General features: G+C 52.2%; 29 protein-coding genes, 2 tRNA genes and 1 pseudogene. 12 read left to right on the top strand and 20 right to left on the bottom strand.

Going from position 1 to position 26,235, the window contains the following annotated elements:
- Window positions 1–167: 167 nt before the first annotated feature.
- The 4 genes from DO97_RS11555 to DO97_RS11570 all read right to left on the bottom strand — a co-directional run bounded on the left by DO97_RS11555 (window position 168) and on the right by DO97_RS11570 (window position 2,682).
- On the bottom strand, window positions 168–518 hold the full coding sequence (locus DO97_RS11555; protein WP_036533540.1) for a hypothetical protein: 351 nt from the start codon (window positions 516–518) through the stop codon (window positions 168–170).
- 59 nt (window positions 519–577) lie between these two features.
- Window positions 578–1,132 (bottom strand): hypothetical protein, encoded by a 555-nt coding sequence (locus DO97_RS11560; RefSeq protein WP_036533543.1) that lies wholly within the window; start codon window positions 1,130–1,132, stop codon window positions 578–580.
- A gap of 522 nt (window positions 1,133–1,654) precedes the next feature.
- A complete protein-coding gene (locus tag DO97_RS11565; RefSeq protein ID WP_162182986.1) occupies window positions 1,655–2,311 on the bottom strand; it encodes a hypothetical protein in 657 nt (218 codons plus the stop codon).
- On the bottom strand, window positions 2,266–2,682 hold the full coding sequence (locus tag DO97_RS11570) for a hypothetical protein (protein ID WP_052128653.1): 417 nt from the start codon (window positions 2,680–2,682) through the stop codon (window positions 2,266–2,268). The genes DO97_RS11565 and DO97_RS11570 overlap by 46 nt, the downstream gene beginning before the upstream one ends.
- Here DO97_RS11570 and DO97_RS11575 point away from each other — a divergent pair.
- Window positions 2,665–3,120, top strand: a complete 456-nt coding sequence (locus DO97_RS11575) for a hypothetical protein (protein ID WP_156120545.1) — start codon at window positions 2,665–2,667, stop codon at window positions 3,118–3,120. The two genes, DO97_RS11570 and DO97_RS11575, sit on opposite strands and share 18 nt — an antisense overlap.
- A gap of 651 nt (window positions 3,121–3,771) precedes the next feature.
- On the opposite strand, the gene DO97_RS11585 is transcribed toward DO97_RS11575, so the two are convergent.
- The gene (locus tag DO97_RS11585; RefSeq protein ID WP_036533553.1) at window positions 3,772–4,077 is read right to left on the bottom strand and encodes a hypothetical protein; all 306 of its coding nucleotides are present in this window, start codon (window positions 4,075–4,077) and stop codon (window positions 3,772–3,774) included.
- A 191-nt stretch (window positions 4,078–4,268) separates the two neighbouring features.
- Here DO97_RS11585 and DO97_RS11590 point away from each other — a divergent pair, with 191 nt between their 5' ends.
- Window positions 4,269–4,841 (top strand): tyrosine-type recombinase/integrase, encoded by a 573-nt coding sequence (locus tag DO97_RS11590; RefSeq protein ID WP_036533555.1) that lies wholly within the window; start codon window positions 4,269–4,271, stop codon window positions 4,839–4,841.
- Here the strand turns inward: DO97_RS11590 and DO97_RS11595 are convergent.
- Window positions 4,790–5,689, bottom strand: coding sequence for a DUF6788 family protein (locus DO97_RS11595; RefSeq protein WP_156120546.1), 900 nt, complete (start codon window positions 5,687–5,689; stop codon window positions 4,790–4,792). The genes DO97_RS11590 and DO97_RS11595 overlap by 52 nt on opposite strands.
- A 5-nt stretch (window positions 5,690–5,694) precedes the next feature.
- A complete protein-coding gene (locus DO97_RS30250) occupies window positions 5,695–6,000 on the bottom strand; it encodes a helix-turn-helix transcriptional regulator (protein ID WP_420805868.1) in 306 nt (101 codons plus the stop codon).
- Between the two features lie 205 nt (window positions 6,001–6,205).
- Between DO97_RS30250 and DO97_RS23925 the strand changes: the two genes are divergently transcribed.
- The 4 genes from DO97_RS23925 (at window position 6,206) to DO97_RS11610 (ending at window position 8,586) form a co-directional block, all read left to right on the top strand.
- Complete coding sequence (locus tag DO97_RS23925; RefSeq protein ID WP_156120547.1) at window positions 6,206–6,457, top strand: hypothetical protein; 252 nt, start codon at window positions 6,206–6,208, stop codon at window positions 6,455–6,457.
- A complete protein-coding gene (locus DO97_RS23930; RefSeq protein ID WP_156120548.1) occupies window positions 6,454–6,621 on the top strand; it encodes a hypothetical protein in 168 nt (55 codons plus the stop codon). The genes DO97_RS23925 and DO97_RS23930 overlap by 4 nt, the downstream gene beginning before the upstream one ends.
- Window positions 6,618–6,845: a hypothetical protein gene (locus DO97_RS11605; protein WP_036533559.1), complete on the top strand. Its 228-nt coding sequence runs from the start codon at window positions 6,618–6,620 to the stop codon at window positions 6,843–6,845. Before DO97_RS23930 ends, DO97_RS11605 begins: the two co-directional genes overlap by 4 nt.
- Window positions 6,846–7,404: 559 nt before the next feature.
- Window positions 7,405–8,586, top strand: a complete 1,182-nt coding sequence (locus tag DO97_RS11610) for an IS110 family transposase (protein ID WP_036533562.1) — start codon at window positions 7,405–7,407, stop codon at window positions 8,584–8,586.
- Window positions 8,587–9,227: 641 nt separating this feature from the next.
- Here DO97_RS11610 and DO97_RS11615 read toward each other — a convergent pair.
- A tRNA-Thr gene (locus tag DO97_RS11615) sits at window positions 9,228–9,299 on the bottom strand.
- Window positions 9,300–9,313: 14 nt separating this feature from the next.
- Window positions 9,314–9,398, bottom strand: a tRNA-Tyr gene (locus tag DO97_RS11620).
- Between the two features lie 174 nt (window positions 9,399–9,572).
- Here DO97_RS11620 and murA point away from each other — a divergent pair.
- The 3 genes from murA to DO97_RS11635 all read left to right on the top strand — a co-directional run bounded on the left by murA (window position 9,573) and on the right by DO97_RS11635 (window position 12,293).
- Entirely contained in the window at window positions 9,573–10,958 is a 1,386-nt protein-coding gene (murA, locus tag DO97_RS11625; protein ID WP_204368594.1) for a UDP-N-acetylglucosamine 1-carboxyvinyltransferase, read from the top strand.
- Window positions 10,959–11,080: 122 nt separating this feature from the next.
- Window positions 11,081–11,839: a HEAT repeat domain-containing protein gene (locus DO97_RS11630; protein WP_036533564.1), complete on the top strand. Its 759-nt coding sequence runs from the start codon at window positions 11,081–11,083 to the stop codon at window positions 11,837–11,839.
- 64 nt (window positions 11,840–11,903) lie between these two features.
- Window positions 11,904–12,293 carry a hypothetical protein gene (locus DO97_RS11635; protein WP_052128657.1) on the top strand — a complete coding sequence of 130 codons (390 nt, stop codon included), beginning with the start codon at window positions 11,904–11,906 and terminating at the stop codon, window positions 12,291–12,293.
- 2 nt (window positions 12,294–12,295) lie between these two features.
- Here DO97_RS11635 and DO97_RS11640 read toward each other — a convergent pair.
- The 4 genes and pseudogenes from DO97_RS11640 to DO97_RS11655 all read right to left on the bottom strand — a co-directional run bounded on the left by DO97_RS11640 (window position 12,296) and on the right by DO97_RS11655 (window position 15,205).
- A pseudogene (locus tag DO97_RS11640) lies at window positions 12,296–13,518 on the bottom strand (BaiN/RdsA family NAD(P)/FAD-dependent oxidoreductase).
- Window positions 13,519–13,544: 26 nt separating this feature from the next.
- A complete protein-coding gene (locus DO97_RS11645) occupies window positions 13,545–13,871 on the bottom strand; it encodes a TIGR02450 family Trp-rich protein (protein ID WP_081980727.1) in 327 nt (108 codons plus the stop codon).
- Between the two features lie 14 nt (window positions 13,872–13,885).
- A complete protein-coding gene (locus DO97_RS11650; protein ID WP_156120549.1) occupies window positions 13,886–14,308 on the bottom strand; it encodes a hypothetical protein in 423 nt (140 codons plus the stop codon).
- A 105-nt stretch (window positions 14,309–14,413) separates the two neighbouring features.
- Window positions 14,414–15,205, bottom strand: a complete 792-nt coding sequence (locus DO97_RS11655; RefSeq protein WP_081980728.1) for an ABC transporter ATP-binding protein — start codon at window positions 15,203–15,205, stop codon at window positions 14,414–14,416.
- Window positions 15,206–15,608: 403 nt separating this feature from the next.
- On the opposite strand from DO97_RS11655, the gene DO97_RS11660 reads away from it, so the two are divergent.
- Both DO97_RS11660 and DO97_RS11665 read left to right on the top strand, forming a co-directional pair.
- Complete coding sequence (locus tag DO97_RS11660; protein ID WP_036533568.1) at window positions 15,609–16,334, top strand: superoxide dismutase; 726 nt, start codon at window positions 15,609–15,611, stop codon at window positions 16,332–16,334.
- A gap of 175 nt (window positions 16,335–16,509) precedes the next feature.
- Entirely contained in the window at window positions 16,510–17,838 is a 1,329-nt protein-coding gene (locus tag DO97_RS11665; RefSeq protein WP_036533570.1) for a cytochrome P450, read from the top strand.
- Window positions 17,839–17,876: 38 nt separating this feature from the next.
- Here DO97_RS11665 and DO97_RS11670 read toward each other — a convergent pair whose 3' ends face one another.
- Entirely contained in the window at window positions 17,877–18,503 is a 627-nt protein-coding gene (locus DO97_RS11670; RefSeq protein ID WP_204368595.1) for a phosphorylase family protein, read from the bottom strand.
- 238 nt (window positions 18,504–18,741) lie between these two features.
- On the opposite strand from DO97_RS11670, the gene crtE reads away from it, so the two are divergent.
- On the top strand, window positions 18,742–19,668 hold the full coding sequence (crtE, locus tag DO97_RS11675) for a geranylgeranyl diphosphate synthase CrtE (protein WP_036533574.1): 927 nt from the start codon (window positions 18,742–18,744) through the stop codon (window positions 19,666–19,668).
- 188 nt (window positions 19,669–19,856) lie between these two features.
- On the opposite strand, the gene DO97_RS11680 is transcribed toward crtE, so the two are convergent.
- The 6 genes from DO97_RS11680 to DO97_RS11705 all read right to left on the bottom strand — a co-directional run bounded on the left by DO97_RS11680 (window position 19,857) and on the right by DO97_RS11705 (window position 26,227).
- On the bottom strand, window positions 19,857–20,201 hold the full coding sequence (locus DO97_RS11680; RefSeq protein WP_036533577.1) for a DUF190 domain-containing protein: 345 nt from the start codon (window positions 20,199–20,201) through the stop codon (window positions 19,857–19,859).
- An 11-nt stretch (window positions 20,202–20,212) separates the two neighbouring features.
- The gene (locus DO97_RS11685) at window positions 20,213–20,989 is read right to left on the bottom strand and encodes an RNA methyltransferase (protein ID WP_036533579.1); all 777 of its coding nucleotides are present in this window, start codon (window positions 20,987–20,989) and stop codon (window positions 20,213–20,215) included.
- Window positions 20,990–21,112: 123 nt separating this feature from the next.
- Window positions 21,113–22,396, bottom strand: coding sequence for a serine hydroxymethyltransferase (glyA, locus tag DO97_RS11690; RefSeq protein WP_036533581.1), 1,284 nt, complete (start codon window positions 22,394–22,396; stop codon window positions 21,113–21,115).
- Between the two features lie 110 nt (window positions 22,397–22,506).
- Window positions 22,507–23,595 (bottom strand): chorismate synthase, encoded by a 1,089-nt coding sequence (aroC, locus tag DO97_RS11695; protein WP_036533584.1) that lies wholly within the window; start codon window positions 23,593–23,595, stop codon window positions 22,507–22,509.
- A 111-nt stretch (window positions 23,596–23,706) separates the two neighbouring features.
- A complete protein-coding gene (locus DO97_RS11700; protein ID WP_036533587.1) occupies window positions 23,707–24,786 on the bottom strand; it encodes a fatty acid desaturase in 1,080 nt (359 codons plus the stop codon).
- Window positions 24,787–25,315: 529 nt separating this feature from the next.
- Complete coding sequence (locus DO97_RS11705; RefSeq protein ID WP_036533589.1) at window positions 25,316–26,227, bottom strand: cation diffusion facilitator family transporter; 912 nt, start codon at window positions 26,225–26,227, stop codon at window positions 25,316–25,318.
- Window positions 26,228–26,235: the final 8 nt, after the last annotated feature.

Below are 26,235 nucleotides of genomic sequence, written 5' to 3' on the forward strand. Positions count from 1 at the left end.
GATGCCCTGGTTAGCGCCATCAAAAGACTGACAAATCAGTCCCGGTAGGATGTTGGGATTGCTGTTAGGTCTGAGAGAGAGCCTAACGATTTCATCTCCAGTACCTAGAGGGACTGAATAACGCCAGTCGCTACTGACCTTAATAGACCCAATGGTGAACCAGACCATTAACGACTTGAGCCAATCAGGCTGACAGAATCAATGTTGATTCCCTGATACTTCTTGCCGTTTAAACTTCCACCCGTAACCAGGTCATTCAAGTTATCAATCTGAGCGAATCGGATAATCGAACTCTTTTTAGTAGAGCCACCTAAGTTGATCCTCACTCTTGCGGGCCTGGGCGAGTTGGCACCAAATACCAGCCCCTTATCGGTGTCCTTTGACTTGGTGACCCCTAAGCCCTTGGCGATGTCCTTGTATTTGTCCTCTTTAGCTCTCCAGGCAAAGCGAATAGAACCAGCATTTGCAAGACTGCCCCCGAGGTCGCAATACCAGACAGTAGTAACTGAATCAGCCATGATTTAATCTCCAGTCTCAATAACGTGTATACGGGTAAGTTGGTGAATGACGTGAGCGATTAGCCCGGTGGGGTAGACTCGTCAATATAGGCAGCAGCCACAAAGACAGGTGCGCCAGTCGTCCCATCAACGCTAAACGTCATCGGCAACGTTGCGGTAACGCTCATTTCTAGGGCATCAGTATCGAACGTGATTGAGACATTGTTAGGGCTGTCTGGATTCGATTCGATTGCCTCTTGTTCCGCAATCTGCAACCTGACCAAAGCTTCAACAAACGCAGATTCGAGGTTAGGAGCATCTAAATCACCATCGCCCTTAGTAAACGTGGTATATGCCGCTGTGCCACTCGATAAAATCCACTTACCAGCAACCATGGTAGGTCTACCAGCAGTCGGGTTAATCGTCACCGTGATCGGAATGGTTGCAGTAATTGAGCATTCGGCAGGTTCAGTGTCGAAACTCACATTGAGGTTGCTGGGGGAAGCGGGGTCATCAGAAATTGCTGAGTTTTCATGCCCCTGAAGTTTACTTGCCAGCTCGATCACCGCAGCTTCGAGGGAAGTGGATTTTAAATCAGAGGTTCCGGGGTTGAAGGAGGTGAGTGAAGCAGCCATATTTTCCTGTGGTTAGTAGTCAATTCAACGGTAAATCAAAAACGCTGAAATTCAACCACAGCAAGACAAAGCTGTCCGTCGGATATTAATGTACGACGGTTCCATCCACACACGAAAATAACTTTTCTTCAGGTAGGTATAATCCACCATTGACCCCGATATATTGCCCGTAATTTACCTTTGGCAATATGCCGCCTCAGAGGATGTTTTAAAAGGGTAGGCTTTAGCCTCAAATACAACTCAGAGGCGCGATCGCAAACCCTGGAACCCTGATTCTCTCGTATTAGCTTCTAGGTAGCTAGGGTGGTGAAACACACCCTGAAAGACTTTTAAAACATCCTCTCACAGTTCTGGGGTGAAAATTGTGTTTTTCTGCGTATTGCTTGACTGACATTGCCTCTAGATTTCTGGCTTTCAACTCCTTTTTAAGTTCAATCCACGGTGACATTCTGCATCTTTTCCACCTAATATTTTGATTCAGCCCCTTGTAAACAAATCTATTACCTACCTTGATTTTCCGCATTACAGTGTGACCTCCCAGTCTGGGATAGCCTTCCCTTGACCAGTTGAAAAGAACCGCAATATGCGAGGGACTACAGTAATTTCCTTAAACCGAGTACTATCTATTCTTGTGCAAATTATTAGATTGTCTGACCGTTTTTTATTTCCCTGAACAACGGTCAACGCTTGGTTGATAACTCGCTTACCTTCATTTTCTGTTTTTGCAAACACGATAATTTTGCTGTTATCAGGCATTTCATAGGAACAGCGAATTTTTCCTTTATCCCATTGCCCTATTGGAGAGTTTTTTATTGCGGTGGTTGTGTTAGCCCAAGGAATAACGATTGAGTACTTTGGTGAATCAACTTTATTACCTTGCAGTTTTTCACCGAATTGAATAATCAGTTGAGGTCGATTATTCCCAACTTTGATATCCCATTGTTCAGGTATTGCAGCATAGGCAACTGACTCTTGATTCTTGGCTTCACATTGTTCCTTCTCAATTTCTGCCAGTCGTTCAAACTGTTGCTCAATCGTATAAGCCTGATTGCCGTTCTTGGTTGCTAGAGCCTGCACTACCTGATTGCTAATTGTCGCCTCATAAAGTCCACTATCGGCATTCAGAGAGCAAGTCACGGTCTTAACGGAGACATCGATCCAAAACACTTCTTCCTCCAACTTTTTCTCATAGCAATCACAGGGGTCTTTCTGAGGAGGCGGAAAGTCCGGCACATTAGGAGGGACTCCGTCACCCGGAGGAACACCACCGCTACCACTAGGGGGAACACCACCACCACCACCTGAACCATCACCAGGGCCACTACCACCAGGTGGGATACCAGGGCCACTACCAGTTTCCGTTCCCGGCATTCCACCCGGGCGATCGCCCGGTGAGGTACTCGTGGATGTTTGGTCTTGTGGCATTCCACCGGGAATGCTACCCGGAAACATACCGGGGCCAGTGCCAGGGTTACCACCAGGGCCAGGGTCACCTGTGGGAAAATCACCCGGTTTAGTGCCGGGGTCACCTGTTGGAACGGGGTCACCACCAGGCATCGTCCCAGGGAATAGCTCTGGAATTGGATCTACAAACGGATCATATTCAGGCGGCGGGTCAAGAAATGGAAACGGGTCAAACTCTGGCAACGGGTCAAACAACGGCCATGGGTCAAACTCCGGCCACGGGTCAAGCAACGGGTCGGGAGGATTGGGGTCAGGCAACGGCGGCGGCAGACGTACCGGGGGCGGGTCGAAGTCGGGGTCTAGCTCCGGTTGGTCGGGCGCATTGGGTTCAGGGCCAGGGCCAGGGTCAGGGGGCGGCGGCGGATCATCGTCTGGCGGTGGGTCTGGAGGTGGGTCTGGGTCTGGAGGCGGTGGTAACGGCGGCGGCACCGGCGGCGGGTCTTCAGGGTCAGGGTCGGGATAGATGGGGTCAGGAAGTCCGGGGTAAAGGTCTGGCAAATTGCCGGGGATTACATCCGGGATAGTTGCCGGGGGTGCAAAGCCAACATAGCCGCCAACGTTTGCACCTGGGAGGCCACTGCCTTGTGGTTTAACGTCTGTTGGTTCTAGGGGTATTGGCTCACCCGTGACCCGTCTGAGGTTCCATTGGTAGGAAATCACATAGCCACCAAACCCCGCGCCGTAGTACCCAGCTATGCCAATCACTGCATCGGGAAGGTTAGTGCCATCCTCCAACGGGGGAAACTTCACCCGGAGATTTACGGTATTTGGCCCCGGAAAGGGAAATCCTCCCTCCTCCTCAACAGTGATGGAGGAAAAGGGGCCGTTGAAGCTGTTGACAGCTTCCCAGGGCCGAACCCCATAACGGTCTGGATAGAAGAAATTGTTGTAGTCATTCGTTGACCAGACGATAAAAACGATGCCCTCTGAGCTACCCGGTGGGAGCTGCTGAGGGGGTTGGTCAACGCAACTACCTAAACCCAATTGACAGGCGAGGTCAGGGTCAAGAAATGACGCAGTTGTTCCAGGGATGCCAGGGACTTTTTTACCAGGTAGCCGCCCAGGGGGTTCTGGTGGTGGCACGGGCAACGGTCGCTTAAACGGGACAATGCGATTTACCCCCTGACCCGGAAGACCAGGGGGCAGACGAACTGGGGGAGGAGCTGGCAGCGCCATTAGCTCTTATATTCGGTGGGAATTGAAGCCGAGCCGATATCTTGGGCAAATGTCCAAATCTTGGCGTTACCTCTACGCCAGGGGTCATTAAGGGGGATTGAGATCCGTGCAATATGCCGCCATTGTTGCGGGTCTACGGCGGTGATTAGGAAGGGGCCAGCTTCCGCAACCCGTGCAGCTTGACCACTAGCCTCAATCGCAGTAGTGCCGGGGTACAGCTCGTTCAAAATTGTCGTGACCCAAACTGCAAGTTTTTCTAGGCTGTTAATCGAGCTTGGAATATCGCTGGTGGAAAAGGCTGTCATGGTGGTGATTTAAACTCATCAATCTCAGCCTAGATAGACCTATCAATGATGGGAATTGCCCACTTCTATACAAAAGTGGAACCCTAAATAAATGCTCAAACTGATTGATGCATAAGAGTTTCAGGGGTATCTTTAATTAGGAGAAATGGAGAATGTTCTGGTTTTGATTTGCTAGAACATAAAAGTGGAACATGAAGCTTTGTGGATTCGGTCAGGCGACTCCGTTTGATGAGAAAAGTTTTGCAAAGGTGCGGGATAATTTCCCAAACGAAACCCATCGGCTGTTGTTTGCGATCGCCTGGTATTCGCTGGAGCGTTGGGGAGCTATTCTCCAGCTCCAGGTCGATGACGTTTATTTGGACTCTAGGCGGCGAACCCCCCGGAAAACGATTCTGTTCCCAGCGCCGACTCGCAAGGATAGAAAGACGAGGGAAGTCCCGATCTCAAAATCTCTAGCTCTGGAACTCAGAGCCTATCACCCGCCGATCGCGGGATATCTGTTTCCGTCCTTGCTGCGGCCTGGGATGCCGTTGAGTTTTAGGGCGGCAGATAGAGCCCTTCGACGGGCGCTGGTCAGATGTGGGCTGGCAAACCAGGGTTTCTCGACCCACAGCACCCGCCGGGGCGGCATTACTTTATTGGCGGCCAGGGGGACACATCCCAAGGTCATCCAAGCCCTTACGGGTCATAGCTCTCTGGCGACTCTTGGCCGCTATATTGACGTGTCCGAGGAACAGAAAGAATCGGCTGTAGCACTCTTGTGAAGCTCTTTGTGAAGCTCTTTACCGATATACCGAGATTTGACCTTCGCGCCGTCACGCCAGTAGGCATACCAGTACGGGCCATGGGGACAGGTGCCGCATGTGGGTTTCCCGCACCGTCGGTACTGTTGCTGGTAGCTGATGTCTTGTGTAACAAGCTCTTGTGTAACAGGCTCTTCTTTATCTGTTACACAAGACAGACTTGGAGCAGTAAATTCCACCGTCGCCGGCGGGACATCTGACTCGGCCATTGCCCCCCGGTGGACATACTCAATGCGAATCAGGCCCATCCTCTCCCCCAGGGCGATCGCGTCAACAGCGATCGCGGAAAATGGCGACCGATAGATGCATTGCCGGGATGCCGGATAGGATTTAAAACCCCGGTCGTCATCGTCGCTATCAGCAGCATCGATGCTGCCCCTGGCCGCAGGCCTTGACACAGCTGTGTCAGTCTCAGAGGGCTTATCCGGCAAGGGTTCTGGCTGCCTTTCCAGCGCCGGAAGCTTCATCAACCGTTGCTGATGGATCCAGACATCCTGACGCTTGCCAGTAGCCGGTGGCTGATCCAGAACCACTGGGTAGTGGTTAAGCACCTTGCGGCTGCTCTTGCGCTCCTGGATCGTGCCGATCGCCCCAGGGGGAGCATAAGCCTGTTCAACCCAGCCACCAGGAAGCACCACTATCACCCGATCTCCGGGGACAAATGCACCAGCTGCAGCTGCCACCTGTATGTCATTTTTGGTGGCCTGATGACGTACAGCTTCACTGGCTACCCACTCACCATCTACCAGGGTGTGGTCTAGGCCAGGGATTAACCCTAACTGGATGCGTTGGGGGGAGCTGCTGCCCATTGCCATTACTCATGACCCTGGATGGGTTGGGGACTGAGGTCATCTGGCAGGCGATCGAACTCATCTAGAACACCTACCACCTCGCTGATTTTCCCAGTGATAACGATGTCGAGCGGTAGATTCTTCGGCTTGACTCCTAGCGCATAACAAAACCTTCTCAACTGGTCGATCGCCAGTGTTGGCGTACTTCTTCCTTTCTCCCAGTTTCGGACAGTTGTTTCTGAAACCCCAACAACATCAGCTAGTTGTTGTTGTGTCAACTCAGCTAGTGAGCGTAGCCGCATAAGTGGTGACTGAACTCGTTTGTACATTTTACCGTAATTTAGGTTGACGGTTAGCGTCAATTGGATTTACGCTTATAGGCATAAACAAAGAGACGGACGGGGTTGCCCCATCCGCCACTGAGTTTTAGTGCTTTTCATACCCTAGTTTCCCAGACTCCATGAGCCTGTAAGTCGTCGCGTCCGCATTGCCTGGTATCAGTGGATTTGAGGGTTCTTACGCAATTTTTCACATTTGTTCACATTCTCACCTGCGATCGCGGCTAATAACCGGGCGATCGCTAGCTCTGCTATGGCTATTTACAAAATTCCCAAGGGCACCATCCCCAGGGAATGCCGGGGTTGCAATGCCCTGATCTGGTGGGTCGAGACGAAACACAAACGCTGGATTCCTGTTGATATCTCAGGAGAAGCCCATTTTGTTAGCTGTCCCCAGGCTTCTCGTTTTCGCAGACCCCGCCGTCGTCCAGACAAGGGGTCATCATGACCACCAACACATACCGTAAGGGGTGCATGGGCTGTAGTTCTCTGGTGGGGTGGTATCGGGATGCAGGTAACCGCTGGCTACCTGTCCACTACAAAACCAAATCCCACGAACTGGGCTGTTTATTTCGCAAACATCACCGCCGTCAACATAGGGGGGCATCATGACATTCTTCGTTAGGTTGCCTGAGAGCAGTCGGATCATCAATCTGGAGGGGTTGAGGGAAATCAAAATCATTGATGAGCTGGATGGCCTCTGCCTCAAGTGGCATGAGTACACTCTCATGCTCAGTGGCGGCGATCGCACGGCGGTTCTGAATGCGATCGCACGCGAGCAGCCGGCTCAATTCCCCGACTTCCCCTTTGACCAGTCAGATGACCATCCCTTTTAGCTGTTAGCCAACCAAAACAATGACTACAACCAACTGGAAAACACTGCTGATAAAGGAGTTGGTCGAAATCCTTCTCCGACTAACTCACGAATCAACATTTTCATCGCGCGACGCTATCGATCGACTGCGAAATACGGCAGACTGGCTCGACAAAACCGCCTGATGAGTCCTTGAAACAGGACGAAACATCCCGCCCTGGGATGTCGCGGTGCGGGGTCGCTCCCTGTCCGTAGGGTGCCTAGAGAAGGAAGTGAGCTAGGGCTCATATGTATTCATAGGCTTATACCCTTTACAATCCCAAATCGCTTTGAAAGTGAATGAGGCTACGGCCTATGGGTGATTCATAAGCACCACCGGGATTGTTAATAGCGATTGCTCACCTACTCAGCTAAATCATGCTTAGAGGATGTTTTAAAAGGGTAGGCTTTAGCCTCAAATACAACTCAGAGGCGCGATCGCAAACCCTGGAACCCTGATTCTCTCGTATTAGCTTCTAGGTAGCTAGGGTGGTGAAACACACCCTGAAAGACTTTTAAAACATCCTCTTAGAGTCCTCGGATTGGATGTGTCCAAGGACAACGTTACCTGTTGTCTTTTGACCACCAGGGTTGAACCTCGAAAATTATATCTAGACCATGAATTCCCCAGGCTCTATGCCAATACCATCGGCATTAAAGGGCTGCTGTCCCTGAAGCCGAATGTGGCAGTGCTGGAACCCACCGGAATGAACTACACCAAGATATGGGTCACCAAACTCATTGAAGCTGGGGTAGAGGTGGTGTTGGTGGGGCACAAGCAGCTCAAAATCCATCGGGTAGCGATCGGGCTGCCAGATAAGGATGATGAGGCAGATAGTCTAGCGCTGGCTGATTACTATCAGTCCTACTGCCATGACCCCACACGCTTTGTCAGAATGCGTGACCCGTTGGTGGCTCAAATGCGTGACCTGGTGCTGAGACTTCATCACCAGGCGCGGGTACAGTCGCCCATCATCAACCGTCTCAGGCAAGACCTGATCTGGCAATATCCAGAGGGTGCAAAGAGATCGCTGGATGCCATCATTTTCTGGCGGTGGTTGGCAGGGGAGGGTAAGTCAGGAAAGTATGACCTGGAGTATGCCAATACCTGCGGGTTGGGGCTGACGGATTTCACCAGGGAATCGGCCCAAGTCCTGAACAAGGTGATGCGCCAGGAGCTGGAAATTGACCGTCAGCTCCGAGAATGTCTCCATGATGCCCGGTTCAACAGCTACCGCCAGATCATGGCAAAGTTCGGCATGGGGGAGCGGGTGCAAGCCCTGATCATCTCGCAGATTTACCCCTTGCAAAATTATCTGGAGAATAACGAACCGATCATGATTCTCAGTCGTTCCAAGACCAAACCGGGGAAGCAGACCACCAAACATATCAGTGAACGCAAGTTTACCAAGGCTCTGGGGATGTCTCCTGAACGGGAATGGTCAGGCGATGGCAAGAAGACCAAAAAGTCCGGTTCGGAGCTGTGCAGAACCGCGATGTGGCAGTGGTTGTTTACTCGTGTTGAGGTCAAACGGTGCCGACCTGTGAATCTGCCTGTGGTCAATTGGGAGATAGATCACGATCTGCATCGGCTAGACTCTGGCACTCTGGCTGATTACTTTGACTGGCTTAAGGGTAGGATGCCCATTAAGCTGGCACGTTCTAAAACCTGTGCCAAGGCGGTTAAAGCTCTCTTCTATGAGCTGGTTGCAACCATTGATTAAACGGGACTAAAAGGGCGGTCTTTGACGATCGCCCTTTCTCATTACAGAAACCCACTAAAGTGAATAAATACTGTTTTGCCGTCTGTCCGGCAGTGTGTTCTAGCAAATAAGCTGTGAAGTCACCCGCCTGGTGATCGCTGATATGCTGGGCCATTGCTACCTCAAAGAACCGCTTCAGATGAGAGAGCAGCGACTTGTACTTCTGATACCCACTCCTGGAGAGAGCTTTCTCTCACTTCATCGCTAGGGCATAGTGATCGAACAGTTCATAAACAGTAAGCTCAGTCGCAGTCTTACCAAGGGTTCGAGGTCGGTACTTCAGCAGCGTAGGGTCAAAATATCCGGCTTGGATATTTAACTCAATCTGGCTGGCTTTCTGACGAGCTACAGCTCGCCCCGTGGGGTTTATCAGCTACTCCACAACTTATGTGTACCGCTTGCCCTGGTAGAGCCACCGTAGCCTCAGCCGTCCATCGTGGGTTTCAATTGTGCATTTCATAGCGGGGTAATTTCCGGGGTAGATCTACAACCCCAGACACCCTAATAAGCCTATGTATGGTGTCTTGTTGACAACGCAAAGGGGCCTTCAAGAGTTGCCTGGAACTCCCAAAAGCCTTAATAGTTATAGGTTCCCCAACCAGAGCCCGTGACGAGGATTGAACTCGTGACCTCACCCTTACCAAGGGTGTGCTCTACCACTGAGCCACACGGGCAATTTAGTTGATCGTGGTGGGCCGGGCTAGATTCGAACTAGCGTAGGCGTAGCCAGCGGATTTACAGTCCGCCCCCATTAACCGCTCGGGCACCGACCCTTTTTGTCCACGATTATCAACCATAGCAGGAAAGATAAAAAACTAGCAAGCAGTGCCTGGGTTACCCTTGATATTTCTCACTTTTAGATTTGGAAACTTACTTGACAAGCCCTACGTCTCTAGAGTGTAATCAAAACCAACATTCGAAATTGTAAAAATTATTAATGAATCATCTTGGAGGATAGTACTATTTTTACCCCTTGCAATTCCCTAGAGTCCCAGTCTGCCGCTGAGGGTAGCCACGAGCAATCTGTGCTGCATATTTGGGGGCGATCGCCCCTGAACGGCCATGTAAAAATCAGCGGGGCCAAGAATGCAGCCCTTGTCATTATGGCCGGAGCCTTGCTCTGCCCCCAAGAATGCCGGATTCGTAATGTTCCGTCCTTAGCAGATGTACGGCGGATGGCTGAGATTCTGATGGCATTGGGTATTAGTGTGCAACAGCAGGATGACAGCCTCACCATTAATGCCCAGCACATTGGACAGTCTCACGCACCCTACGAACTTGTAAGTCAGCTGCGAGCCAGCTTCTTTGTCGTCGGGCCGCTGTTGGCTCGCCTAGGCATTGCTAGGGTACCCTTGCCGGGGGGATGTGCTATTGGAGCCAGACCCGTGGATTTGCATGTTCGTGGGTTGCAAGCAATGGGGGCGGATGTTCAGATTGAACATGGGATTGTCCAAGCCTGTGTCACGGGAAGCAGCCGTCGACTGCAGGGAGCGAGAATTTACCTTGACTATCCCAGTGTCGGAGCGACAGAAACCTTAATGATGGCTGCCACCCTTGCAGAGGGTGAAACCATTATTGAGAATGCAGCCCAAGAGCCAGAGGTTGTGGATCTTGCCAACTTCTGTCGGGCGATGGGGGCACGGATTCGGGGTGCAGGTACCAATACCATTGTGATTCTAGGGGTTCCTAGCTTACATACCACCGACTACAGCATTATTCCCGATCGGGTTGAGGCCGGAACCTTCTTGGTTGCAGGAGCAATTACCCGGTCTGAAATTAGTCTCTCTCCCGTTATCCCTGACCATTTAACAGCAGTACTGGCGAAATTACGAGAAATTGGAGCTGAAATTGTCGCGGAGTCACCCAACCACCTGAGAATTCTGCCAATGCAGACATGTCTGGGCACAGATATTGAAACCCTCCCCTACCCCGGATTCCCCACCGATATGCAGGCTCAATTTATGGCGCTGTTGACCCTCAGTGATGGGGACAGTGTGATCACGGAAACCGTATTTGAGAATCGCCTGCGCCACGTAGCAGAATTAAATCGTATGGGGGCGGATGTCCGGGTCAAAGGTAATCATGCCATTGTCAGAGGTGTCCCTTTTCTATCAGGTGCCCCGGTGGTAGCAACGGATTTAAGGGCATCGGCAGCGCTCGTACTGGCAGGCTTGGCCGCGGAAGGGAAGACCACGATTCAGGGATTACAGCATCTGGATCGGGGGTATGAGAACTTGGAGTCCAAGCTCAAACAACTCGGAGCTAGAATCCAGCGGGTTGTCGCCGATGCTGAAACGGTTGATCTGCCAGTACTCCCTGTTTCCCTTAGCTAATCGGTGAGTGTATTTGCCGAAATCGGACTGATAATGAGAAGGAGATTAAATAACCCTGGATCAACCCGGTTCGATTTTGCAGACGGGACAGGATAATCGTATTCTGCCTCGGTAGAATTTCTATGTATGATAATGACGATTTAACGTTCTTGGATGTTGGAGGTGATCTGGAGAGTCCTCTCGATCACCTAGAAGTAGTTGAAACTGCATCAGATCAGGTTCAGCCTGATCCAGATCTGATGCTGGTACTGCTTGAGTCGGCGGACGTGCAGCAACGTATGCTGGCGGCGCGAGCTTTCTGTGACTTGCAAGATCAGAGAGCGATTCCTCATTTGACGCACTTGTTGACGGATGGGTGTCCCCTCGTACGGGTGAGTGCAGCCTATGCCCTAGGACGCAACCCCAGTGTGGAGGCCGTCGAAGCCCTGATTCATCAGCTCAACCGGGATTGGAATGGTTATGTTCGCAAGGGCATTGTCTGGGCGTTGGGTAACTGCCACGATCGCAGAGCGTTGCTCCCCCTCGTCCAAACCCTGAAATTGGATATTTCAGCCGTGCGGTTATGGGCGGCGAGTTCCCTAGCGCAGATGGTTGCGGTGGGCTATGAATCGGTGGTCGCAGTCCTGCCACCGCTGATTGAGGCTCTGCGACAGGATGCCATCCCCGCCGTTCGCAGTAATTGTGCCTGGTCCTTGGGGCAACTGTGTCGCGAACTCCCCTCGAATGTGGTCTATGCCACCGCGATCGATGCCCTGATCGAGACCTTTGTGGAGGATACAGACCTGGGAGTGCGGGAAGATGCCAAGGCAGCCTTGTTAAAGGTGGGGGATCCCCGTGCTTTACAACTGATTGCTGAGTTGGAGCAGGAGGGTTTTTTGTAAGGTGACCGCATCCAGTATCCTGCCAATTTGTGATCACGCTGTAATCTGTATTTGGTGAATTTCCATGCAACTCCGTTTAGATAGCGATCGCCTGTGCATTCAACTCGAATGGTTTGAGCAACTCTGGGCCTTCAACCTCAATAACACCTTCACAATTCCCCTTACCCATATTCTGCAAGTCAGCACCGCCTCCCCCCAGAGCAACTGGGGAGAGATTCGGGCCCCTGGGACGTTTGTACCCGGCGTGATTAAAGCCGGAACTTACTACACCCGCGAAGGGCCGGAGTTTTGGTATGTCACCCGTGACCAGGACTACTTAACCCTAGAGTTACAGGAAGAATTCTTCAAACGGATCATTCTCACCCTGGATGATGCGGCTACCTGGGCGACCCAAATGACTACCGTATTGACCAGCCCGCCGCCGGAGGCGAGTAGCAAGCCGCCCCAGGATTAGGATTAGCTACGTTGCTGCCCCATGGCGCGGCCTGCCAACCAGGCGGTTGTCCAGGCACTCTGGAAATTAAACCCACCGGTGATGCCATCAATATCCAGCACTTCCCCTGCCAAGTAGAGTCCCGGACAACAGCGGCTCTCCATGGTTTTTAAAGTTGACTTCTTTGAGGGTGACGCCCCCACAGGTGACAAATTCTTCCTTGAAGGTGCTCTTGCCTTGCAGGGAGTAGCTGCCCTGAGTTAGTTCTTGCAGCAGCCGATTCAGGGTAGGGGTGGAGAGTTGAGCCCAACGGTCTGCACTGCCAATGCCCACGTGTTCCGTCAGGCGTTCCCACAGGCGACGAGGAATGGGCACTGGACAGCTAGCGGCGATCGCTCGCCGAGGCAGTTGGGATTTCACCCCCAGGAACTGCTGCCGCAATGTCTCTAGATTCGATCCAGGGAGCCAGTTCACGGTTAACTGACCTTGATAATGATGGCAGTGAAGCCACCGGGCACCCCAGGCTGAAAGTTTGAGCACCGCAGGCCCACTTAAGCCCCAATGGGTTACCAAACAAGCGCCCATTTGTTCGAGGCGAGGCGAGGTAGGTAGGTGTAGCCGCAGGCGCACCGGATCAACCGCCACCCCGGCCAAGCCTTGCAATCGCGGATCCGCGATCCGGAAGGTAAACAGAGAGGGAATGGGTGGGATCACCTCATGCCCAAGGGCTGTGGCAATGGCATACCCTTGGGGACTGCCCCCCGTTGCCAACAGCAGGCGATCGCAGGGGAAATAGCCCTCTCCTTTGATCCCAACCCGAAACCCTACTGCATCTCGGACGACGGTCGTCACCGCCGTCCCCGTGCGAATATCGATGCCGAGATCCCGCGCTGTGTGCATCAAGCACTGGGTGATGGTCGTGGCATCATCGGTCACCGGAAACATCCGGCCATCAGCCTCTGATTTGAGCGCGACGCCATGGGTCTCAAACCAGGCAATGGTGTCACGGGGTTGAAAGTGGCTAAAGGCACCCCGCAGGGCTTTTGCCCCCCCTCGGGTAGTACTGTACCAGCAACGCTGGATCGAAGCAGGCATGGGTAACATTACACCGCCCGCCGCCGGAAATTCGCACCTTTGTTAACAGTTGACGACCCGCCTCTAAGAGCAGCACCTTTGCCTGGGGATAGGTCTGGGCGCAGGTAATCGCCCCAAAAAAACCGGCAGCTCCCCCCCCGAATAACGACAACCTGAAGACGCTGGCTCAAGGGGCACCTATCGCCCTTGGCACGAGGGGACACTCCAAGAATCTGCTAGCTGGGGCTGGGGGCTGATAATTGGAGCTGCCTCTGGTACTGGGATCTCCGTTGCTGCTGCTTCCTGGAGCGATCGCCAGCCCGTTTGCCAGAGGGTAGGTTCTTTGAGCAGTTGCGCATTTAGCCAGAAACGTACCTTGGGATCGCACGCGGCAACTATCTCCGCAAATACCCAGTTCTCCAGGTTCTTGCGATTGACGACCCGAAAATGTCGCCAGCCGTCCACTTTGCGATGGGCGGTCCATTTAGAGCCGACGAGATAGGGAAACTTGAGGGTGCGAGACATGATGGTTTCAGGGCTTAGGACTGCAAGAAATCCCAAAGAATTTCATCGGGTTCATCCTCCGTGGGATCAAACTCGGGTCGAGGGGGATGGATCGGTGCCCCTAAGGGAAAACTGCCCTGATGTGACAGCAGCACCCCATGGAGTTTACTCGTTTCAATTTCCAGCCAGGTGAGCCGCTTCAGTAGATCAGTGTGGACTAAATGGGTCAGTTGGTTCAGCTGAGTTTCCAGAATCTTCACCGTTTGGGTGAGTTCTGCGGTTGTGGGGGCGTCGCTGGTTGCTGCTTCTAACTGCTCTAGATAGGCGGCGATCGCACTCAGGATAATCTGGGAGCGATTACTCCGCTGATTTTGCTGATTTTGCTGCTCAACAATGGCATCCAATCGGGCCACTAATTCACGGGGAATGCGCAATCCCACCATCGGTGTCTTCGCCATGTATTAGCCCACTGGATCGGGAATCTGGCCTAGTGTAGCACTGCTCAACAATCCAAAGATCAGAGATGCCCCAACCGCTGTAACCAAGACTGGGGCTTTCGCGACTCAGGAAGCCAGCAACATGCCATCTTCCAGATGGAGAATACGGTCGGCCAGATCGAGAATCCGAGGATCATGGGTGACCATCAACACGGTGCAGTTCCGTTCCTTGGCCAGTTGGCGCAGTAGTTCCATCACACTATAGCCACTTTGGGAGTCGAGGGAAGCCGTCGGTTCGTCCGCCATAATCAGTTGGGGAGACCCTGCAAGGGCACGGGCAATGGCGACCCGTTGCTGCTGTCCCCCGGATAAATCCTGGGGTTTGTGATCGGCTTTATCCGCTAGCCCGACCTGCTCCAAGAGTTGTTGCACTTGCTCCCGTGCCTGTCGCCCATGAATGCCTTTGAGGTTCAAGGTAATTTCAACGTTTTCTGCCGCCGTTAACGCTGAGAAGAGATTGAAGTCTTGGAAGATAAAACCCAGGTGTTGCAGCCGAAATTGAGCCAGCCGCGAGGATGACATGTGGGTAATTTCTTCCCCAAGCAAATAAACCTGCCCAGAGGTGGGAGTCAGCAGTCCGGCTAGAACCGATAGGAGGGTGGTTTTCCCAGATCCAGAAGGCCCCATCAGCAGCTGTATCACTCCCTGGGGAATCCTCAGATCAATGCCTCTGAGAATCGGCAGGCGCTGCTGCCGAGACTGAAGCACCAACTCCACGCCTTGGGCTTCAATCGCGGCTCCTGAATTGATCAAGGCGGTACTACTGAGGGCAACTCGTTTTTGGGAACGAAGAGAGCCACCCCGTTGCAGCCCAGTTACTGCCTCGAACAAATGCGGTTGCGTGATCGCAGAATTCATGGGATTCAGCCTTTAGACTTGGGAAGCATTTAGTTACATTTCGACACTCGTACCATCCTAGGGTGGGGGGATGATCTTGCTGTTGCCAGCCTGTGTCAGTTGTGAGACTGGCTTGGCTGAATCTAGTGTCACTCCAGCTAGGGTCTCGGACACTAGACAATGATTAGTCTGTGTCCACCTAAGCATTACGGATAGATTGCGCTTTGTAAAGAACATAGATCAAACTCAGCCCTCAGGCTTCACCTGTATGAGTCATCCATTGGGATGAGAAGGCGTGGAGTGGCTTTAGTTCCATAGTTTTCAGTGTCTCGGCTGGTGCTGAACCCAAGCTGAATCTCTGCTGAACCGTTGCTGAATTAAGCGAGGATAGTAATGCACACCTCCGGGAAAGTTTTTGGGATCTATGCCCCTCAACCGTCGCCAATTATTAACGTTGTTGGGAGTTGGAGCTGGTACCTTGGCTACCGCTGAACTGTGGCCAGCCCCCGCTGCTGCTGTTGATGTAATCCCCGTCTCACAACCGTTTACACTCCCTCCCCTGCCCTACGCTTATAACGCCCTTGAGCCCTATATTGATGAGCGCACCATGCGGTTCCACCATGACAAGCATCATCAAGCTTATGTCGATAATCTCAACGCCGCCATCGCCCAGCATCCTGAGTTGTCCGGGAAGGGGGTTGAAGATTTGCTCCGCCATCTCAATGATTTACCAGCAAGCGTTCGAACCACGGTGCGCAATAATGGCGGCGGTCACCTCAACCACACGCTGTTTTGGGAAAGTATGGGGCCAAGGGTCGGCGGAGAACCTACTGGGGCGATCGCCGTGGCATTGGTGAAAAACTTTGGTAGCTTCGCCGCCTTTCAACAACAATTTAATGAAGCAGGTGCGAAGCGCTTTGGCAGTGGTTGGGTCTGGTTAGTCCGCACCCCGGAGGGCAAACTGGCAGTAATCAGTACCCCCAATCAAGATAGTCCGATCATGGAAGGTCTATTTCCAATCCTAGGCAATGATGTTTGGGAACATGCCTACTATCTGAGTTACCAGAATCGGCGCGGTGATTACCTAAAAGCCTGGTGGAATCTGGTTAACTGGCCTGTGATCAATCAGCGTCTTGAAGGGGCGATCTGATTCCACCCATGATGATTCTCACTCAGGTGTAGTATATTCTGGCTTCTGGCTTCAGAATTCTACCCAAGGAGCTGTTACTGAATTCATGGGGGAGTTGCTATAGCTCCAGAGGCGCGGCGACACCAATGACCATCGCTTCCTAGAGATGGCTGTATTCAGGGTAATTGATCACAAAATGGCAGTCCCCGATGGTCCCAAGACACCCCCCCTATGGCAACTCCTCCAGTGGATTCGGCAGCCACTGACCTATCTGGATACCAATGCCAGCCGTTATGGAGATTGTTTTATCGGTCACTTTGCCGGATTGCCAAAATTTTGGTTTATCAGCAATCCCCAGGCGATCGCGGCTATTTTCACCGCCGATGCCCAGCAATTTGACTCCGGTCAGGGCAATCAAATTCTGCGGCCCACCCTCGGGGATGGATCGATTCTGTTGCTTGATGGCAACCGCCATCAACGCCAGCGGCAACTGCTAATGCCCCCTTTCCATGGAGAGCGGATGCGAGCCTATGGTCAACTAATCAGCGAGATTACGGAGCAGGTCGTCCAGCAATGGGGAATCAATCAGCCGTTTACCCTGCGACCCAGGATGCAGGAAATTTCCCTGGGGGTGATTTTGCAAGTCGTGTTTGGGTTACACACCAGAGAACGCTGTGAACAACTACGGCAGATGCTGAATGCCTTTTTAGCGTTGACGACTTCGCCCTTGGGAAATGCCTTAGCGTTTTTCCCAGGGCTGCAAAGGGACTTAGGCGCGTGGAGTCCCCAAGGACGCTTTTTTCGACTGCGGCAGCAAATTGATCAGTTGATTTATGCCGAGATTGCCCAGCATCGTCAATCCCCCGACACCGGAATCGATATTCTCAGCTTGTTGTTGGCAGCCCGCGATGATGCCGGAGAGCCGATGAGCGATGAAGAATTGCGGGATGAACTGATGACGTTGCTGCTCGCAGGCCATGAGACCACTGCGACTGCCATGACCTGGGCACTGTATTGGATTCATACCTTGCCAACAGTGAAAGCGATCTTACTGGCAGAACTGAATTCCCTGGAGGATGACACCGATACGAGCGCGATCGCCCGTCTTCCCTATCTCCATGCTGTCTGCTGCGAAACCCTGCGAATTTATCCTATTGCCCTGATCACGCTGCCGCGAATCGTCAAATCTTCCATGGAACTCATGGGTTATCAGCTGCCGCCAGGAACGGTGCTGGCACCTTGCATTTATCTCACCCATCGGCGACCAGATCTCTATCCTGAGCCTCAGCAATTCCGCCCAGAACGGTTCCTAGAACAGCAGTTTTCTCCCTATGAGTATTTGCCATTTGGCGGCAGCAATCGTCGTTGCATCGGCGCAGCCTTTGCCTTGTTTGAGATGAAGTTAGTTTTGTCCAGAATTTTGCGATCCTGTCAACTAGAGAGAGTCGATCAACGCCCCGTGCGACCAACCCGCCGGGGAGTCACCATGGCTCCTGCCGGAGGTGTCCGCATCCTCCGGCGGTAAGCCCCAGACCCAAAAATGCTTGCCACGACACTCCTTGTTTACGACGGCTCCAGATCAGGGGTCAACAATTGAGTCGTGAGGTGGCGCAGTATCGTCAGCCCCCGCCATGATCCCTGAATCAGTCGGGCGGCGGCCAAGGGTTGACGGATTAGCCCCAGAGCTAATGGCAGGGGTAAGAGGCTGCCATCCAGACTCAAGGCTGCCGTGATATCCGGCAGGTCATGGTGGCAGTCATCGCTCACCACGCGCACCATTGCCAGAGATGCTCCGGTGTCTGCGAGAACCTCTAGCGCCGCAGCGCCTTCCATATCGACGACAGCAGCCCCGGTGGTTTGCCCGAGGTGACGCTTTTCTTGGGCGGTAACCATTAGGCGATCGCTACTCCAAGCGGTTACCAATGGTAGCGTGGGGAACCTTGTTTGCAATCGAGCTGTGAAATCGGAGTCACAGACTTGGAATTTCTCTGAAGGTTGGCTGCTCAAACATCCTCGGTAGATCACTCCATCTCCCACACCATAGACAGGTTGCAAACTGCCACATAGACCCATGATCACAATGCGAGGTTGGTGTAATTTCTGAAAATCATCCTGATGAATCCAGTGGTATAAGTAGTTGCGAAGAGGTTGAAGACCCACCGGGACTGCCAGCACTTTCACGTTGGGCATTTCAACGGCGCGTGCTCCCTGAGTAACCGATTGATACTCTGCGCCCTGTGGAACCAAAATCAAATCAATCAAAGCGGACATTGCTTTCTCAGATGGCTAAAAATTCCTTGCTTCCAGATCCCTTTCACGATGCTTTCATCTTGTCAAGTATCTCAGGTAATGAAATAGGCTATCCTGATGGAAACTTCTCCTACTAGGAGATATTACTCAGTCTCTCTCCAGATCCCGGCAACCTGCCATGAAGCCAGTTCAACTGCAACCCACCTCGCTAAAGTCTACTCTGTTTGATCTTGCCACCTACCTCAGGCAACGACAGGAGCTGGTAGAGGCTGCCCTCGATACTTCAATGCCAATTCTCTACCCTGAGAAGCTTTACGAGGCCATGCGCTACTCTTTGTTGGCTGGGGGTAAGCGCCTGCGCCCAATTTTGTGTATTGCCAGTTGTGAACTGGTCGGTGGGACGCTGGAGATGGCAATGCCCACAGCCTGTGCCCTGGAGATGATCCATACGATGTCGTTGATCCATGACGATCTGCCCGCCATGGACAACGACGACTACCGCCGAGGCAAGCTTACCAATCACAAGGTCTTTGGGGAACGGATTGCAATCCTAGCGGGAGATGCTCTCTGGGCCTATGCCTTTGAATGGATTGCCAGCCAAACCCAGGGTGTCCCTGCCGAACAAATTTTGCCTGTGGTTGCCCAAGTGGGTCGAGCCATTGGTGCCGCTGGTCTCGTGGGAGGGCAGGTGGCTGATCTGGAGGCTGAAGGGAAAACCGATACCTCTGTGGAAGCGCTGCACTTCATCCATACCCATAAAACAGGTGCACTTCTAGAAGCGTCTGTGGTCAGCGGAGCCATCCTAGCGGCAGCATCGGAGATCCAATTAGAACACCTCTCCCGATATGCTCAAAACATTGGTCTCGCCTTCCAGATTATGGATGACATTCTGGATATTACGGCAACGGATCAAGAACTGGGTAAAACCGCAGGCAAAGATCTCAAAGTACAAAAAGCCACCTATCCCAGTCTCTGGGGATTGGAGGAGTCTCGGTACCAAGCTAAGCAGTTGATCACAGCAGCAAAGGATGAGTTAGAGCTGTTTGGAGATCAGGCGTTACCCTTACTCTCTCTGGCAGACTTTATTGTCAACCGCCGATCTTAAAGTAGGAGGCTCCCAATGCATCCTACTTTGGAAGAAAGGTAACGGATCACCCTGAGGGAATTACCATGTTCCCGTTTTTGGGTTGTCCCGATATCTTACTGTGGTATACGATGCTCCCGATCCGCTGCGAACTGCCTCCTATGCCCCCGCTGGCGTGTTAGCAGGTGTGTTCCAGCTCAAGGGGTAATCTAAGCGGTGGCGGTACTCTTTGGTACCCGATGCACCACATTGACGGTTTCTTGAATCACTAAGCCTGCAGTGACCATCTCTTGCACAATGGGGAGAAAAGCAGCGATCGCCTCAGCCTGATCAATAAGAATCACAAGAATGGGTAAGGCTGAAGCCATTTCAAACATTCGGGCGGTATGGATAGTATGGTGATCTCGAAGTCCGTAGCCCTCCATCCCCCTAAAAACTGAGGCACCCGAGAGATGATGCTTTTGGGCTGCTTCAACGATCGCGGTATGGAGTGGCTTACCATGCCACTGATCAACTTCAGTGATGTGAATGGTGAGCTTTTCCCATGTCTCCATGTTGCCTCCTGCTAATCTACGGCTGATTGATCGATGGCTGATCTACTCGGTGGTTGTTGTAAAGCCCATTCCACCTGACTGAGCACTCCCTGTAACAATGCCACCTCTTGCTTGGTAAGGCCAGACCGCTTATACAGTTGGCGGAATTTTCCCATGCGACTGGCAGCGGTGTGGGGGTAAAGATACCCAATTTTTAATAAGAGGTTTTCTAGGTGTTGAAAGTAGCGCTCTAGCTCGTCTAGGGGAGCAATCTCCGTCCCTATCACTCCATCGGGAAGTTGATGAATCGATGCGGCTTGCCTGTGAACAGATTGATAGAGTTCGTAGCAGCAAATACCAACAGACTGAGCCAAATTTAGCGACAAGTATTGGGGATGGGCGGGAATGGTGACATAGCGTTGGGCATAGTTTAATTCTAGGTTGGTGAGTCCATGATCTTCTCGACCAAAAATCAGGGCTGAGGGGACTTCCAGCAACCAGGGTAAAGCAACCTGGGGGGACTCTAAATCCACTGTCAGGGTACGACTCCGCGCTGTGGTGGCGATCGCCCGGTAACATCCCTGTAACCCATCAGGTAAGGTTGCCACCCGTTGCGCGGCTTCTAGAATATCCCCCGCATGGACGGCCATCTGCCGAGCTTCATCCCCCAGAGGATCACATTGGGGATTCACCAACACCAACTGCTGGAGTCCCATATTCTTCATGACGCGGGCGATCGCCCCTACGTTACGGGGACCTGCTGGTTCCACCAAAATAATGCGTACATTTGCCAGATCAGGCTCACCCATGCTGTTTTTTCTTGGTTAAGTTACAAGCCCAAACCCTTAGCCCCTCCTACCAGGAAACCCACCCTAGGAGAGGCTGAGAAGTTTCAGAGCGAATGGCTCCGATCCCCGATCCAGAAATTGTTTCTAAACCATTGCTGGCACTGGGATTCTCAGGTGGGGATACAGCGGAAACCGCTCACACAGATTTGCAACCCGCTGACGGCAGTCTTGGGCGATTGCCTCGGCATCGGGGTGCAAGAGGCGATCGCCCAGGATATTCCCAATCTCCGTAAATTCCTCCGTCCCGAGTCCACGGGTGGTCATGGCAGGTGAACCCAGACGCAGTCCACTGGTGACAAAGGGCGATGCTGGATCAAAGGGAACCGTATTCTTGTTGGCGGTAATATTCACCGCACTCACCAATTGGTCTGCCTGCTTCCCCGTCATGCCAATTGAACGCAAATCAACCAGCATTAAGTGGTTATCGGTGCCATCGGAAACAATTTTCAACCCCCGCTGCTGTAACTGACTTGCAAGGGCACGGGCATTGGCAATCACTTGAGCCGAATAGTGCTTAAATTCAGGTTTTAAGGCTTCGCCAAAGGCAACTGCTTTCGCCGCAATTACATGCTCCAGTGGCCCACCTTGGGACCCGGGAAAGACACTCTTGTCAAACTTCTTGCCCAACTCGATATCATGGGTGAGAATCAGACCGCCCCGTGGTCCCCGCAGGGTTTTGTGAGTGGTGGTGGTGACCACATCACAATAGGGAATCGGATTGGGGTGATGCCCTGTGGCAACCAACCCCGCAATGTGGGCAATGTCCGCCATTAAGTAGGCTCCCACTTCGTCGGCGATCGCCCGAAATTTATCGAACTGAATCACCCGAGGATAGGCTGAATATCCACAGATGATTAGCTTCGGACGATGTTGCAACGCCAGATCCCGGATCTGATCGTAGTCCAGCTGCTCTGTTTCAGGGCTAACGCCGTAGTGACAAACCTGGAACCATTTTCCTGACACATTCACCGGTGAACCGTGGGTGAGGTGACCGCCATGGGACAGATCCATACCGAGAATCTTATCCCCCGGTTCCAATAAAGCGAGAAATACGGCAAAGTTCGCCTGAGCACCGGAATGGGGTTGGACATTGGCATGGACGGCACCAAAGAGTTGCTTGGCTCGCTCAATGGCCAGTTGTTCAATTTCATCGATATATTCACAACCGCCGTAATAGCGCTTACCCGGCAGACCTTCAGCATACTTATTGGTGAGGACAGAGCCTTGGGCCGCCAGAACGGCTGCGGAGGTGAAGTTTTCGCTGGCAATCAACTCAAGGTGATCCCGCTGGCGTTGGAGTTCCTGCTGAATGAAACCCGCAACGACCGGATCTGTTTCGGCTAGCAAGTCTAAGTTGGTCTGGGGCACAGGCAAACCTCTTGAAGATCACAGATATCTAAACAGATATCTATTGTAGAACCTGTAGAACCAGCACTTGGGGTGACGGCGCGACCCTAAGAATCATGACGATGCCGCCGCTACAACACCCGACATTGGCCTTGATGGCGCAGTAGGTGATCACACAACACCAATGCCATCATCGCTTCCACCATGGGTACGGCTCTCGGCAAGACACAGGGGTCATGACGCCCTTTGGCGGCTAAGGTAGTCTCTTCTCCCGTTGCGGTGACCGTTCGTTGTTCTTTACGAATGGTGGCCGTGGGCTTAAAGGCAACCCGAATGATAATTGCTTCGCCGTTGGCAATACCCCCCTGAATCCCCCCCGAACGATTGGTGACAGTGCGAATCTCGCCGGCATCATCGATATAAAACTCATCGTTGTGTTCGCTGCCCGTGAGCAAGGTACCGGCAAATCCTGAGCCAATTTCAAATCCCTTACTGGCGGGTAATGACATCACTCCCTTCGCAAGGTCAGCTTCCAATTTGTCAAAAACAGGGACTCCCAAGCCTTTAGGCACATTCCGGGCGACACACTCCACCACCCCGCCAATGGAATCCCCCTCCCGGCGCACCTGATCGATCAACTCAATCATGCGATGGGCACAGTCCGGGTCAGGGCAACGAACGATGTTGGCCTCGACCTGCTCTAGGGTCACGGTTGCAGGATCGACAACACCTTCTAAGTCCTTGATGCGTTTGACATAGCCGACAATTTCCACCCCAGCGACCTGGGATAAAATCTTTTTGGCGATCGCCCCAGCAGCAACCCGACCAATGGTTTCTCGCGCTGAAGATCGCCCCCCACCTTGCCAATTGCGAATGCCATACTTGGCTTCATAGGTGGCATCGGCATGGGAGGGACGAAACTTCTCAGCCATTTCGTCGTAGTCTTGAGAACGAGTATCTTGATTGCGAACCAACAGGGCAATCGGAGTTCCCAGGGTTTTGCCTTCAAACACCCCCGACAAAATTTCACAGCTATCAGCTTCCTTCCGGGGAGTGGTGATTTTACTTTGCCCCGGACGGCGACGATCTAACTCAGCCTGAATTTCAGTCGCAGAAATCTCCAAACGGGGAGGGCAACCATCAATCACAACCCCAATGCCGCCCCCATGGGACTCGCCGAAGGTTGTAATCCGGAAGAAATGACCAAAGGTATTGCCCATAAAGGTATTTGTGCCAGCTCAGAGTTTTGTATTGTAGCGTTAATTATCCCTGTCCTGAGCTGTTCAGAGTGGCTGGACTGCAAGATGCAGCCAGCCGGACATCATCCAGATTTAGCGCTGTCGTTGATAGGTGGTCTGGGGCTGATAGTAAACCTCAGAACCCTGATCAGAGACGAAATGGCAGGCCCAATACGAACGGAAAAAGCTCTGCCAAATGGGTTCACTGGACTGGCGGTAATAATCGCCCAAAATTGGCTTAATGGCCTCGGTTGCAGTTTTCAAATGATAATGGGGCATATTCAAGAAAATATGGTGCGCTACATGGGTGCCAATATCATGGTGAATCGGGTTGATCCAGCCATAGTCGCGATCGATCGTCGATAAAGCACCTTTGAGAAAATACCAATCATCCCCGCGATACCAGGGAATATCTGCTTCGGTGTGGTGCAAAAAGGTGACCAAATCTAGCCACATGACAAACACCACGTAAGGCCCCAGATAATACTTCACCAGAAATAGCCAGCCATACTGGTAGGTTAAAGCACCTAAGCAACCAATCATCAGCAACCAGAAGGCAGAACTGGTCAGCACATCCCATTTTTCCGAGGGACGAAAGAGAGAACTTTGAGGGAGAAAATGAGACCCTTGCTTACCGGGCGATCGCTGAAACAGATAAACCGGGTAAGCCAGCAGCGGTAAATAAAAGCGGAAAAGCTTTTCATACCAGGGCATTTGCCCATATTTTGTCTCGGTTACGGGATACCAGCTCTCATCCGTATCAATGTTGCCCGTGTTGGCATGATGGATCCGATGACTAATGCGCCACCCATGATAGGGCACCAAGATGGGGGTATGAGCAAGATGCCCAATCAAGTTATTCAGCCATTTGAGTTTAGAAAAAGATCCATGACCACAGTCATGCCCGACAACGAACAATGCCCAGAACATCGTTCCTTGGATCAACCAAAAAACTGGGAAAAAGAACCAAGAATCCAGCCGATAGGCGATCGCATAGAGTCCGGTAATGATTGAAACATCTAAAAAGAAGTAAGCCAGCGATCGGCCAATCGATGGTTCAAAACAAGAAGCAGGAATAGCAGCCTTTAAATCTTGGAGTCTAAAGGGTAGCTCTGACCCACGAGCAGATGAGGCTGGAGTAGCCGATAGATTGACAACAGTGTTTGATTGCACAGACGTTCCAATTTGACCAGGATTTTAGACCTGCATTCAGTATTTGCTAGGGCACAGAGCGCTTGATCGACAAGGGAAAAGAGCTAAGACACACCTCCGTTGCCTATCTGAAACTTTTAACCAGGTTCGCTGATTAACCCACAGAACCTCGAACCACTCCTGTAAGAGCCGCTGCCCTTCTAGAAATTGAACCTGCCCGTTAGCGATACAGAATGCAAGGGAGAAACGGATGTTATTTTACTCCCTTATGAGCCAAAATATTACAAATTCGTTACATTTTCCTGGCGGCAGCTCTCCCAGATGGCCATTTATGCCTGCTTTGTTGAGCATCTCTGAGCTGCAAATGCTTTCGCCACCAGGGATTGCATCAGGATTCCTAGCTATCTTGCAGTTGAACTGTCCCCTGCTCAAGCATCCGGGTTGATGAGGTGCCACAAGGGGAAGGCAATTGAACTATCCAGTTCAAAGCGGAACAATTACTTCTCTCCCTCTATGACCAATGTTCGCGGCAAACAAATCATCAGAGGTGTCAAACCTTATCCTCTGCTTCTAACCCACAGGGATGGTTGGGATCGCCCTGTTCCACCTGAATAGTGGCATGCTCAATCCCAAACTGGTCGTGGAGTTCCTTGCTAACACGACAGAGAAAGTCATCCCCCGGATGGTTGCCGGGAATGACGAGATGAACCGTAAGAGCGGTTTCGCTGGTACTCATTCCCCAAATGTGCAGGTCGTGGATCTGGGTAACACCCGGTAATTCTGTCAGGTAAGTACGGACTGCCAGGGGTTCTAGCCCCTCTGGCACTGCATCCAGAGCTAATTTAACCGAGTCGAGCAGGAGTTCCCAAGTACCAAAAATAATCACTCCGCTAATCACCAAACTGACCACTGGATCGATCCAATTCCAGCCAGTGACGACAATAACAATACCCGCTAACACCACTCCTAGAGATACGATGGCATCAGAGGCGAGATGTAAGAAAGCTCCCCGAATATTCAGGTCTTGTTTGCGTCCCGACAGGAATAGCAGTGCCGTTCCTGTATTGACCAAAATTCCCACGATGGCGACTCCAATCACCACCCCCCCCGATACTTGAGCTGGTTCATGGAATCGTTGCAGGGCTTCCCAGGCGATCGCCCCTACGGCTACCAACAAAAAAATGGCATTGGCCAGCGCTGCCAGAATGGAGGTACGTCGTAAACCGTAGGTAAACCGCTGGGTTGGAGGCCGACTTGCCAGCAAGTTAGCCCCCCAAGCTAAGAGCAACCCTAGGACATCACTCAAATTGTGTCCAGCATCGGTGAGGAGTGCCAGGGAGTGGGCCAGCACTCCCGATATGGCCTGAAACACCACCAGTGCTAAGTTTAGAGTGATACCAATAATAAATGCGCGGTTATAATTAGCAGTACCGTGGTCATGGGAACCGTGGGAATGAGACATATCCCGGC

Source organism: Neosynechococcus sphagnicola sy1 (assembly GCF_000775285.1).
GTDB classification, from domain to species: Bacteria; Cyanobacteriota; Cyanobacteriia; order Neosynechococcales; family Neosynechococcaceae; genus Neosynechococcus; species Neosynechococcus sphagnicola.